Source organism: uncultured Ruminococcus sp. (assembly GCA_902785355.1).
GTDB lineage: Bacteria > Bacillota > Clostridia > Oscillospirales > Acutalibacteraceae > Ruminococcoides.
This window is the reverse complement of record CACZYF010000022.1, coordinates 1-12,725: the sequence shown is the minus strand read 5'-3', so window position 1 is coordinate 12,725 and position 12,725 is coordinate 1. Positions and strand designations below refer to the sequence as shown.

General features: G+C 54.9%; 10 protein-coding genes and 1 other annotated feature. Of the genes, 6 read left to right on the top strand and 4 right to left on the bottom strand.

The window, feature by feature from the left end:
- Positions 1-49 precede the first annotated feature (49 nt).
- The 4 genes from R2I50_RS06430 (at position 50) to R2I50_RS06415 (ending at position 6,492) form a co-directional block, all read left to right on the top strand.
- Entirely contained in the window at positions 50-1,114 is a 1,065-nt protein-coding gene (locus R2I50_RS06430; protein ID WP_316608336.1) for a branched-chain amino acid aminotransferase, read from the top strand.
- A 261-nt stretch (positions 1,115-1,375) separates the two neighbouring features.
- Positions 1,376-1,616 (top strand) — a binding site (T-box leader).
- A gap of 88 nt (positions 1,617-1,704) precedes the next feature.
- Positions 1,705-3,075 carry an alpha-isopropylmalate synthase regulatory domain-containing protein gene (locus R2I50_RS06425; protein ID WP_316608335.1) on the top strand — a complete coding sequence of 457 codons (1,371 nt, stop codon included), beginning with the start codon at positions 1,705-1,707 and terminating at the stop codon, positions 3,073-3,075.
- A gap of 82 nt (positions 3,076-3,157) precedes the next feature.
- The gene (locus R2I50_RS06420) at positions 3,158-5,683 is read left to right on the top strand and encodes an AMP-binding protein (protein ID WP_316608334.1); all 2,526 of its coding nucleotides are present in this window, start codon (positions 3,158-3,160) and stop codon (positions 5,681-5,683) included.
- Entirely contained in the window at positions 5,683-6,492 is an 810-nt protein-coding gene (locus tag R2I50_RS06415; RefSeq protein ID WP_316608333.1) for an amidohydrolase family protein, read from the top strand. The genes R2I50_RS06420 and R2I50_RS06415 overlap by 1 nt, the downstream gene beginning before the upstream one ends.
- A 278-nt stretch (positions 6,493-6,770) precedes the next feature.
- Here R2I50_RS06415 and R2I50_RS06410 read toward each other — a convergent pair whose 3' ends face one another.
- The 4 genes from R2I50_RS06410 to R2I50_RS06395 all read right to left on the bottom strand — a co-directional run bounded on the left by R2I50_RS06410 (position 6,771) and on the right by R2I50_RS06395 (position 11,084).
- A complete protein-coding gene (locus R2I50_RS06410; protein ID WP_316608332.1) occupies positions 6,771-7,235 on the bottom strand; it encodes a PTS sugar transporter subunit IIA in 465 nt (154 codons plus the stop codon).
- Between the two features lie 127 nt (positions 7,236-7,362).
- Positions 7,363-7,866 carry a phosphatase PAP2 family protein gene (locus R2I50_RS06405; RefSeq protein ID WP_316608331.1) on the bottom strand — a complete coding sequence of 168 codons (504 nt, stop codon included), beginning with the start codon at positions 7,864-7,866 and terminating at the stop codon, positions 7,363-7,365.
- A 247-nt stretch (positions 7,867-8,113) separates the two neighbouring features.
- On the bottom strand, positions 8,114-9,952 hold the full coding sequence (asnB, locus tag R2I50_RS06400; RefSeq protein WP_316608330.1) for an asparagine synthase (glutamine-hydrolyzing): 1,839 nt from the start codon (positions 9,950-9,952) through the stop codon (positions 8,114-8,116).
- Between the two features lie 70 nt (positions 9,953-10,022).
- Positions 10,023-11,084 (bottom strand): hypothetical protein, encoded by a 1,062-nt coding sequence (locus R2I50_RS06395; RefSeq protein ID WP_316608329.1) that lies wholly within the window; start codon positions 11,082-11,084, stop codon positions 10,023-10,025.
- A 55-nt stretch (positions 11,085-11,139) separates the two neighbouring features.
- On the opposite strand from R2I50_RS06395, the gene R2I50_RS06390 reads away from it, so the two are divergent.
- Both R2I50_RS06390 and R2I50_RS06385 read left to right on the top strand, forming a co-directional pair.
- A complete protein-coding gene (locus tag R2I50_RS06390) occupies positions 11,140-11,400 on the top strand; it encodes a YabP/YqfC family sporulation protein (protein ID WP_316608328.1) in 261 nt (86 codons plus the stop codon).
- A 4-nt stretch (positions 11,401-11,404) separates the two neighbouring features.
- Entirely contained in the window at positions 11,405-12,589 is a 1,185-nt protein-coding gene (locus R2I50_RS06385) for a sporulation protein YqfD (RefSeq protein ID WP_316608327.1), read from the top strand.
- Positions 12,590-12,725: the final 136 nt, after the last annotated feature.

Sequence of the window (12,725 nt, the reverse complement as noted above, 5' to 3'; positions counted from 1 at the left end):
ACAGCTTTATGCGAATAGCGCATCAAGTATATTTAAGGAGGAAATTATTATGGATATCAAAGTTACCTTAAACCCGAATCCGAAGGAAAAGCCCGCTGATACCTCAACCCTCGGCTTCGGCAAGATTTTCACCGATCACATGTTCCGCTGGAGCTGGAACAGCGAGAAGGGCTGGTACAATCCCCGCATCGTACCGTTCGAGCGCCTCTCCATCCATCCCGCGTCCACCGTTCTGCATTACGGCTCCGAGATCTTCGAGGGCTTAAAGGCATATCGCCGCAAGGACGGTAAGGTCCAGATGTTCCGCCCGATCGAGAACATCCGCCGTATGAACAATTCCGCAGAGCGTCTCTGCCTGCCTCAGATGCCCGAGGAGGACTTCATGCAGGCGCTGGTCGAGTTCGTCCGCTTAGAGCAGGATTGGACTCCCGCCGATAAGGGCACCTCGCTCTATCTGCGTCCTTTCATGTACGGCAACGACGAGAGCCTTGGCGTTCACGCTGTTCACAACGCTGAGTTCATCATCATCGCTTCTCCCGTCGGCTCCTACTACAAGGAGGGTCTGAACCCCGTCAAGATCATGATCGAGGATCAGGACGTCCGTGCGGTTCGCGGCGGTACAGGCTACGCGAAGTGCGGCGGTAACTACGCTGCCTCCAACCGTGCCGGCGAGCGTGCCGAGCAGCAGGGCTACAGCCAGGTTCTGTGGCTCGACGGCGTAGAGCGTAAGTATATCGAGGAAGTCGGCGCGATGAACGTTATGTTCAAGATCGGCGACGAGATCGTTACGCCTAAGCTGACCGGTTCCATCCTACCCGGTATCACCCGCAAGTCCTGCATCGAGCTGCTCGCAAGCGAGGGTATCACCGTTTCCGAGCGTCTGCTGTCCGTTGATGAGCTCTCTCAGGCGATGACCGACGGCACTCTCGCGGAGGCATGGGGCTGCGGTACCGCGGCTGTTATCTCTCCGATCGGCGAGCTGTGCTACAAGGATCATAAGTACATCGTCAACAATAATGAGATCGGCGAGCTGTCCCAGCACCTCTATGATACCGTGACCGGTATCCAGTGGGGCGAGATCGAGGATAAGTTCGGCTGGACCGTTGAGGTTTGATCTGAATAATCGACTGATAAAGCGGCAGGGGAGACCCTGCCGTTTTTTAGCTTAAAGCGCAAAGCTTTAAACTGATAGAGGGATGACATAATGATCGGGTCAAGACGCGGCGATCTCAACAAAATGTGTTTGTCAAAAACACCAGTTTTTTTATCCCTGTAAACTGCTGTGTTGGTATATAAACCAAAACGGGATTTTCACGCATTAAAGCGCTTGACAAACATTTGACATTGTGTTATATTACTCAATGTTGAATAACACCTAAATGCGTAGATGAAATTATCGCTTTTACATCACGTCTTTTCAGAGAGCTGTCGGTCGGTGCGAGACAGCAGGACAGCAGAAGCGAGTCTCATTTCGGAGCAGAAACGCCGAATATGCAAATATATCAGTAAGCGTTTCCGGATTGTCCCGTTATCATGGCAGAGGGCTTGTCAGAGCCTTTGAGCGACCGTAGTACACGGTAAGCAGGGTGGTACCGCGAAGTAACTTCGTCCCTGAGGTCATTGACCTCGGGGATTTTTTGATGTACTGTATGTGATATTTATCTCGTCGCATCCCCGGACATATAATTGAAAAGAGGAAACAATATGAACCAGATCAAGATTGCAGACACGACCTTATCGGACTCAAAGTCAACCTTATCCTTTAAACAGAAGCTGGAGATCGCCCGCAAGCTCGAGCGGCTGGGCGTCGACGCTGTAGAGCTGCCCGAGATCGGCACCGCGCGCGCGGATACCCTTCTGGTACGTACAGCGGCGTCCTTCGTCAAGAACAGCGTGATCTCCGTCGCGGTAACCTCCGGAGCAGCGGCGATCGACCGTGCCGCCGAGGCGCTCGGCAATACCGCTCATCCGCGTATTCGCGTCGAGCTGCCCATGACCTCCTCCATTATGGAGTACACGCTTCACAAGAAGCAGAATAAGATGTGTGATTATGTCCGCGCGATGGTCGATAAGTCGAAGACAGTATGCAGCGACGTTGAGTTCGTTGCCGTCGACGCGACCCGCGCCGAGGAAGCCTTCCTTCGCGAAGCGGTTCAGACCGCTGTTGACGCCGGTGCTGACAAGATCACCCTTTGCGATGACGCGGCAGTTCTGCTGCCCGACGACTTCGCTGCCTTTGTTAAGAGAATCTCCGACGGGGTCGAAGTGCCTGTCGGCGTCCAGTGCAATAACAAGAACGGTGTCGCTACCGCCGCCGCGATCCTCGCGGTCAAGAACGGCGCCGCCTGCGTCAAGACCTCCATCGGCGGTGAGGCGACGCCCCTGCGCGAGTTCGGCGCCCTGATCAAGGATATCCGTGAGAACTACGATATTACCGCCAATATCCGCGCTACCGAGCTGCACCGTACCATCGACCAGATCGAGTGGATCATCAGCGGCAAGGCGCAGAATACCGTTACCCGCGAGATCATCGACGACGGCGTGGTGCTCGAGCTCAACGACACCATCGATACCGTCCGCGAGAGTATCGAGAAGATCGGCTATGATCTCTCCGATGAAGACGTTAAGCGCGTTTATGAGGAATTCCGCCGTATCGCACGCAAGAAGAACGTCGGCATCAAGGAGCTCGACGCGATCGTCGCCTCCGCCGCTCTGCAGGTTCCCCAGACCTACATCCTCGAGAATTATGTCATCAACAGCGGCAATCGCATTTCTTCCTCCGCGCAGATCTCCTTACAGCGAGAGGGCAGAACGGTACAGGGTATCGCGATCGGCGACGGCCCGATCGACGCCGCCTTCCACGCGATCGAGCAGATCATCGGTCGCCGTTTTGAACTGGATGATTTCTCTATCCAGACCGTTACACAGGAGAAGGAAGCGATGGGCAACGCGCTGGTACGCCTGCGCGTCGGCGGAAGGATCTATTCCGGCACCGGTCTCTCGACCGATATCATCGGCGCTTCTATCCGCGCCTACGTCAACGCCGTTAACAAGATCGTTTACGAGGAGGATTAAGAGCCCCGGTTCTTTTCCGTGAGATAAACCGATATTCAGTTTTCATTAGGCTTAACATTTATTGAAAGGTATGTGATTACCGATGAAGTTTTCCTTTTCCACTAAGGGCTGGCATGATATTTCTTTTGAAGAATTTTGTACAGCCGCCGAGTATTTCAAGTTCGAGGGCATCGAGCCTCATAATATCAATAACGCCGCTTTTTCCGAGAAGAACGGCGTATTCCACGAGTATTCCGCCGCGGCGACCCTGCGTATGCTGTATGACAGAGGGCTGAGCCTGCCTTGTATCGACGTGATCAACGATATTGCCGACGAGGAGCAGACCGACGCAGCGATCGCCGAGATCGAGCGTTGTATGCAGATTGCGTCGAACCTGCGTATCCCGAACATCCGTCTGCGTGCAGAGCATCACGATAATACCGAGAAGGCTGTCGAGAACGTCAAGAACCTGATCGATAAGGTTCTTGATGAAGCGCAGCGCGAGAAGATCTCTCTCTTGATCGAGACCCGCGGCATGTATGCCGATACGGCGCTTCTGCGCGATACGCTCGAATACTTCGCTTCCGACTATGTCGCGGCGCTGTGGAATATGTCCGCCGCTTACTTTACGGTCGGCGAAAGCCCCGCGAAGATCATCTCGAACCTCGGCGCGTATGTCCGCCACGTCCACCTCAACGACGCGGTCAAGACTGCTGACGGGATCGAGTACCGCCTGGTCGGCGAGGGCGATCTGCCGATCGCAGAATCCATGAAGGCGTTGCGCTCCGTCAACTACGACGGCTTCATCTCGCTGGTGTGGGATCCCCGCTGGTGCCCGGAGCTGGACGATATGGATATCATCTTCGCCCAGTTTATCAGCTTCATGAAGCAGTTCTCCGATACCTCCAAGAACGAAAGCGCGCTGTACTGGAACAACCGCCATACCGGCAAATTTGTCTGGAAGAAGGAGACCCTGATCGACTGCACCTTCTCCGATGTGCTAGACCGCATGGTGGAGGAGTTCCCCGACCAGCTCGCGTTCAAATATACCTCTCTCGACTATACCCGCACCTACAGCGAGTTCCGTGACGACGTTGACGAGTTTGCCCGCGTGCTGATTGCCCTGGGCGTCAAGGCGGGATCTCACGTCGCTGTCTGGGCGTCCAACGTTCCCCAGTGGTACATCGCTTTCTGGGCGACCGTCAAGCTCGGCGCGGTCCTTGTCACCGTCAACACCGCCTATAAGATCCATGAGGCGGAATATCTCTTGAAGCAGAGCGATACCCATACGCTGGTCATCACCGAGGGCGCGAAGGATACCAAGTACGGCGATATCATCGCCCGCCTGTGTCCCGAGCTCGAGAACGTCAAAGAGGGCGAACAGCTCCACGCGAAGCGCCTGCCGTTCCTCAGAAATGTCATCACCGTCGGCTTTGAGCAGAAGGGCTGCCTGACATGGGAAAAGGCGCTGGAATACGCCACCAAGACCCCGAAGAGCGAGGTCTACCGTATGGCTGCCGCCGTGGATAAGGACGACGTCTGCAACATGCAGTACACCTCCGGTACCACCGGCTTCCCCAAGGGCGTCATGCTGACCCATTATAATATCGTCAACAACGGCAAGAATATCGGCGACCGTATGGATCTCTCCACCGAGGATCGCATGATGATCCAGGTTCCGATGTTCCACTGCTTCGGCATGGTTCTGGCAATGACCGCCTCCATGACCCACGGCGCGACCGTTCTGCCGCTGCCGTATTTCAGCCCGAAGCCCGCGCTTGCCTGTATCAATAACGAGCATATCACCGCCTTCCACGGCGTTCCGACGATGTTCATCTCCCTTTTGGAGCATCCCGATTTTCCGAACACCGACTTCTCCTATATGCGTACCGGTATCATGGCGGGCTCTCCCTGTCCGATCGACAAGATGCGCGAAGTCGTTGACAAGATGCACATGACTGAGATCACCATCGTCTACGGTCAGACCGAGGCGTCTCCCGGCTGTACCATGAGCTCCACCGAGGACTCTATCGAGGTGCGCGTCAATACCGTCGGTAAGGAGCTGCCCGAGATCGAGTGCAAGATCGTCGATCCCGAGACAGGAGAGGAGTGCCCGCCGAACGTCAACGGCGAATTCCTCGCACGCGGCTATAATATCATGAAGGGCTATTATAAAATGCCCAAGGAGACCGCCGAAGCCATCGACAAGGACGGCTGGCTCCATACCGGCGACCTCGCCTGCAAGACCGAGGACGGCTACTACAAGATCACCGGCAGACTCAAGGACATGATCATCCGCGGCGGTGAGAATATCTATCCCAAGGAGATCGAGGAGTTCATCTATACCAATCCCAAGGTCTCCGACGTACAGGTCATCGGCGTTCCCGATGAGAACTACGGTGAAGAGATCATGGCGTGCATCATCCTCAAGGAGGGCGAGACCATGACCGAACAGGAGATGAAGGACTATATCGCCGCGAGTATGGCGCGCCATAAGGTGCCGCGTTATATCGACTTTGTCGACAGCTTCCCGATGAACGCCGCCGGCAAGATCCTCAAGTACAAGATGCGTGAGGACGCGGTCGAGAAGCTCGGACTGCAGAAGGCGAACAGCGTGGTGACGGCATAATGAGAGAAGGGTTTCAGATCATCGACTCCCACTGCCATATCTATCCCGAGAAGATCGCCGCCAAGGCGGTCGCCGGTACGGATACCTTCTACGGTACGGTCGCCAAGTGCGACGGGACTGCGGGGAGTCTGTTGGAGATCAACACAGAGGTCGGCATCGACCATTCGCTGGTGCAGTCGGTCGCGACCACCCCGAAGCAGGTCAATTCCATTAACAGCTTCATCGCCGAGACCGTCAAAGCCGCCGACGGCAGGCTGACGGGACTGGGTACGCTCCATCCCGACAGCGAGGATCAGCGCGCCGACGTCGAGCACCTGATCGCGCTCGGGCTGAAGGGCGTTAAGCTCCATCCCGATATCCAGCGCTTCAAGATCGACGACTACCGCTGTTTAAAGATCTACGAGCTGTGTGAGGAATACGGACTCCCGATCCTGATGCACACCGGCGATAAACGCTATGATTTCTCGAATACGAACCGACTGGTTCCGATCCTCGAGACCTATACCAACCTGACGATCATCGGCGCCCACATGGGCGGCTGGTCGCTGTGGGACGAGGCGAGTCTGGAGCTTGCGGGCACGCCGAATCTCTATGTTGACTGCTCGTCCACGATGGCGTGGGTACCGCTCGACAAGACCGCCGAGATCATCCGCCGCTACGGTGCCGAAAAGGTGCTGTTCGGTACGGATTATCCCATGTGGCACCCGAGGGACGAGGTGAATATGTTCTTTGACCTCGACCTTACCGATGATGAACGCCGCATGATCCTCAGTGAAAACGCTAAAAAGCTGTATCAGTTGGAAATATAAGCCCGGTTAACGGAGAACAGAGAACGGAGAACAGAGAACAGAGAACAGAGAACAGAGAACGGTGAAGGGCGGACGCTGTCCGCACCTGATTTGTATAATATGATAGAATAAAAACGTCTGCGACCCTATACAGAGCCGCAGATGTTTCACTTTAGAAGTTGTTATATCGATCCGAAAGCCGTCAGGCTTTCCCGTCACCATTCACCATTCACCATTCACCATTCTCCGTTCTTCGAAAAAAGCCGTCAGGCTTTCCGTAACTTCTTATTTCTTATTTCTTAGTTCTTTATCTTTTTCTCCTTTTCCTCGATCAATCTCAGAAATTCGCGGTTACTCTTTGCGGCACACAGCATGGAGGTGAACCGCATATCCGACAGCATGTAGGTCAGGCGGCGTTTTGCTTCGAGATATTCATCCGAGCCGTCCTTACCGGCGATCAGGAAGATCAGCCTGACCGGTCGTTTGTCCGGCGCTCCGTAATCTACACCTTTTCGGACGGTAACGGCGCTGACAGAGGTTTTCTGAGCTCCCTTATGACATACCTCGGGTACGGCTACCCGGAAAGACAGCGCGCTGCTGCCTTTCTGCTCCCGTTCGCGTACCTCGCGGCTGAGGGTCAGCGCGTCGCGGATATCGCCGTCATGCTGCTGCAGCTCGATCAGCCTGTCCAGCGCTTCATCCTTAGTGTACAGCTCCGCGCCGACTTCGACTAAGTTCTCGTTCATCAGTTCACGTATTTTCATAAAACCAGTATGGACGTATTTGATCGGAATATACAGAATAATCCAAGTAAAAAAAGCGTGAGCCTCCGACGGAAGCCCACGCTTTTTTTGCAAAAACATATATCATTTAAGGAGAGAAATGGAATTATCAGAAGATAAAGAATGCCAATACGCCGATCCCGATCCCGATCACGGCGCCGCCGATGACGTCACGGATGAAGTGAACGCCCGACAGTACTCTGGTCACGCCGATCGCAGCCGCGAGCGCCAGCATGATGATACCGATCTTTACGTTGATATACAGGAACGCCATCGCGATGATGAAGGCGCAAACCGTATGTCGCGAGGGAAAACTGTGTCCCTTGGTTGCTTTGTTGACGGCGGGATCGTAGTCATATACTTCGTAGGGGCGTTTCGCATTGATGATCGCCCTGAGCACCGTTACGAGGATCAGCGTACCCAGCGGCACGAGCATGAATCTGAGAAAATGCTCGCTGTTAAAGCCTTCGTTCACCCCGAGCGCGATCAGCTGAACGGGGTAGAAGATATACATGACCAGCGGCAGAACGTCATGGAGCGCCTTGATGGTATTACTGCGCGTTCTGGTCTGTGAGAAATACGCGCTCATCTCGCGATAGTTTTCGCCTTTCATTCTGCCACATCCTTTCTGTTCAACATCATCATCGTTAGCAGTGTCAGTGACAGGTGACAGGAGTCTGCGCCGGAGGATGACAGCATTTTTGTTTCTGTGCTTTTATCTTAACAGAGATTTATGAAGGGCGAATGGATAAAAAATGTCCAATCTATTAACATTCTATGACAAATCTGCGAAATCGTGAAAAGAATAAGCGACGCGGCGATCTCGACTGATGAAAACAGTGCGATTATTCTGTAGATAGTTATATCTCCATCTCCACATCATAGCTCTCGAGCCAGTAATCGAGCTCGATCAGGTAGGCGAGTATCTGCGGCGCTTTCATCAGCTGACCGTACCACGGATCGGACAGCTCGTCGGGGTGCTCCATGATCTGTCGGATACCCACGGGATCGAGCAGCGTATTGATCCTTCGGGAGCTGTCGGCGAGTATCTCCTCCATGTGCTTTTTACACAGCTCCATGTAGACGGGGTTGTGGGTCTTGGGATAGGGGCTTTTCTTGCGGTAGACGATGTCGCGCGGCAAAATATCCTCGAACGCCTTGCGGATGATCCCCTTCTCTCTGCCGCCGTACGCCTTGAGCTCCCACGGCATGTTGTAGGCGTAGTCGATCAGGCGGTAGTCGCAGAACGGCACCCTGACCTCCAGCCCCGAGTACATCGAACAGCGATCCTTGCGCTCCAACAGACACTGCATGAACCAGTAGTAGTTCAGCGCGAACATCTCGCGCATCCTCTTGTCGACCGCGCTGTCCTCTTTCAGGCTGTCAACGGCACGGATGGTGTCGAGGTAACGCTCTCTGACGTATTCCTCACCGTGCGGGAGGATACCCGCTTTCAGCACCTGCCTGCGGATCGCCTGGTTTCGCGACCACGGGAAGCAGTCCTCGAAGAGTATCTCGCGGTTATGATACCACGGATAACCGCCCCACAGCTCGTCGGCACACTCGCCCGAAAGAGCGACGGTAAACCCGCGCTTGATCTCCTTGCAGAACAAGAGCAGCGACGAGTCGATGTCGACATACCCCGGCAGATCGCGCGCCTTGACGGAGGGGTAGAGGGCATGGAACAGATCGCCGTTATCGAGGATGACCTCGTGATGATGAGCGCCGCAGCTCTCTACCATCATATCGATGAAGTCGTAGTCGGCGTTCGGCTGGAACAGGCTCTTCTGAAAATAGCGGCGGTTATCCGCGTATTCGACGGAATAGGTGTCGATCGGAGGCTGATTATTTCTTTTACGGAAATTTGCAGCTGTCTGACAGATGATGCTGGAGTCAAGTCCTCCGGAGAGAAAGAAGCACATCGGCACGTCGGTGACCAGCTGGCGCTCGATCGCGTCAGTCAGCAGATAGCGGACATGTTCAACGGTCTTTTGCTCGTTATCCTCATGCGGATGAGCGGTAAGCGAGAAGTAGCGGGTCTTGTGCAGCTTATCGTTCTCATATATCGCGTATTCACCCGGGAGCAGCTCGCTGATGTCCTTAAAGATACCGTTTCCCGCTGTCCTTGCGGGGCCGAGGAAGAACAGCTCATATAAGCCCTCTTCGGTAACGGTCGGCTTGACCCTGCCGCTGTGCAGGATCGCTTTGATCTCCGAGCCGAACACCAGCCCGTTCGGATAGCTGTGATAAAACAACGGCTTTACACCTACGCGGTCACGGCAGAGGAACAGACGATGAGCCGTTTCCTCATATACGGCGAACGCAAAGATACCATTGAGCTTTTCGGCGCATTTTTCCTTGTAATAGCAGTAAGCTTTGAGCAGTACTTCCGTGTCGGATCGCGTGCCGAAGCCGAAGCCTGCCGCTTTCAGCTCATCTCTTAATTCATCTGTATTATACAGCTCGCCGTTATATACGATGGTGTACTTCTCGCCCTCGTACAGGGTCGACATCGGCTGCTGACCGCGCCGCGGGTCGATGACGCTCAGCCTTCGGTGCAGAAGTGCCGCGTGACGGCGAATGTACGCGCCGTGCTCGTCGGGACCCCGCCGCTCAAGACACCGCGACATTTCATCAAGCCTTTCATTCTCTTCGTATAAGTTTAGCTCTTTATCGAGCCAGCCCGCGATTCCGCACATAATATACCTCCATAGAAATTTGTCATACCAAAGCCCCGTTGGAGCTGTGGCAACCTCAACCTGTCATTCGTCAGCTGTCTCGCTTTGACAGCTTTGTTACCGACGCCGAGAACAGCATAGAGCAGATCACCAGCGCCGACGAGCCGATCAGCGTAGCGGATTTTGCGACCGTCAGCGGCAGCTCGGCGCTGTTGAACACCCTGACCTCGATCGGGAAAATCAACAATAGAGTATATGCAGCGGCAGACGCGATTATACCCTGGATAATTCTGTATAAGAAAAATAGCCATACGTTCAGTTTAAGCGAGTCCGCCGCGGCAAAGATCTGTAAATGCACCGAGATACCGCCGAAGCCGATGAAGAACGCGATCAGCGCGAGCGGATACTGTCCGCACAGTACCGCACAGCCCGAGGTAATCTCCAGCACCGCCGAGAGGATCGCTGTCAGTCCTCTGTCGGGGGAAACCGCCGTCAGTACCTCGATCATCGCCGAGCACAGCACTACCATCGCGCACATATGGAAGGTCGAGCGCGAGGCGTCGGCGACCGAGGCGGTCAGCAGGTGAGTGTTCTCGTGCGGCGCGGTTCTCTTCGGCGGCGTGATCTCGCTTTTCACCGCTCTGCCGATGATCATCCCCGTGAAGATCGTCGCGAGTACTTCTGCGATCAAGAGCAGTATTCCCGCTTCGGGAGAGCCCAGCAGCGCCCGTCCGATGAAGTTGACGAGGAACCCCGGACCCGCGCAGACGGCGATCATCGCGGTTTTTTGCGCCTGCTTCTCACTTAACATCCCACGCTCCGTCATCATCGCGGCACACCTCGCGCCTACGGGATAGCCCCCGACCAGCGCGAGCAAAATGACCGCGAGCGACGGATAGGGCAGTCGGAACAGCGCTTTGGATATGCCGTTCAGCGGTTTTGCGACCGTTTCCGCGATCCCGCTCTTGACCAGATACGCCGCTATCGTCATCAAAAGGAACAGCGACGGTACCAGTATTTCAATACAGAAAAGGATGCCGTTAAGGATCCCGCGCGAACATTCCGTGCCGTACCTCAGACAGATAATGATCGCAAGTACAGCAAATAATAATTGCAATATTTTTCTGATACAGAATAATTTTTTTCGTTTCATATCATCACCAAATAATATATATGCGAGGTCGGTCATAAAATATATGGGTGATAATGTGAAAAAGAAAACTGATGAAAAGAAATCCCGCCGCTCCGATCTGCCGATTGCGAATCTGCCCTGTATCGAGCTCAGCGGCAACCGTGAGATGCTGATCGAGGGCAGTCGCGGGGTGCTGGAATACTCTCCGGCGTGCATCCGCATCAATACGTCGGGCATGATCCTCTCCGCCGAGGGTCGCGAGCTGAACCTGCGCTGTATCTCGGAGTCGGCGCTGATCATCGACGGCTTCATCACGAGCCTGACTTTTACGGTGTAAGCAAATGCTGTTAAGATTTTTGCGCTATATGCGCGGCTATGTACGATTCACCGTCAGCGGAAAGTATCCCGAGCGGTTTTTAAACGTCACCGCTCGCCGCGACGTCAGATTATGGGACGTCGAAAGACGCGGAAAAGACGTCTGTGCCTCTATGTATCGTGCCGATTACCGTGATATCCGCCCCTTGGCGCGCGGCGCGGGCGTATGCCTGAAGGTAAACAGCAAGCGCGGACTGCCTCAGCTCGCCTCACGATACCGAAGCAGAGCGGGGATCGTCCTCGGCGTCTGCGCTTTTGTGCTGACGGTATTCGTAATGTCGCTCTTTGTCTGGAGTGTGGATATTACGGGGCTTGATACCTACAGCGAATCGCAAATGCGTGATATTCTGCGCGATAAGGGGCTGTATGTCGGCGCGTTCAAGCCGTCCGTTAACGCTGTCAGCCTTGCCGATTCCGTCATGATCGAGAACAGCGGGATCGGATGGATGGCGGTCAACCTCAGCGGCTCGTATGCCTCGGTCGAGGTCAAGGAGAAGGCGATCCCGCCCGAGGTTGGCGACGTTGTTACGCCCTGTAACGTCAAAGCCCGCCGCGACGGACTGATTATGTCGGTCGAGGCGGGGGAGGGCGCCGTCACGGTGCGGGAGGGATCGGCGGTCGTGCGCGGTCAGCTTCTCGTCAGCGGCGTGATGGAGAACGCGGACGGCGGTTCTCGGCTCGTACACGCTTCGGCAAAGGTCAACGCCCGAACTACACATGAAGCGGATTTTACCGTTCCCGATCATCTGACGCTGATGAAACCGACGGGAGAGACCGCCGAGCGCTGCAGCGTTCGCCTTTTCGGTCTGTCGGTTCCCTGCAATATCAGCGGGGTGGATTCTCCGTACACGCTCCCGCGAGAGATGGAAGAAGCGCCGTCGCCTCTCGGCGTACAGCTGCCGATCGGCAGGGTCACAGAGCGGATCTCTGCGATAGAGCCTGAGGAGATCACCTTGGATGAAAATTCTGCAAAAGAATTATTAGAACGACAAGCTGTTTTATATGAGGCTTTTTCACTGCTTGAATGTACGGTAGAAGCCCGCGATTCAAGCCTCGAGTACAAGGACGGCAGTTATATCCTGCACGTGACCTACAGCTGTATCGAGGATATCGCGAAGGAGGAGGAGATCGGAGTAGGGGAAGTGTATTGAGAGTGTGGAGGTAGAAGGAATTAGGAATTATTATAAACGTCCCCTACAACTCCTCACTCCTCACTCTACGGCGGGAGCATTCCTCGCCGGAGACGGCTCCCCCCTTGTCCTTCGGACATTCCCCCAACGGGGGCAC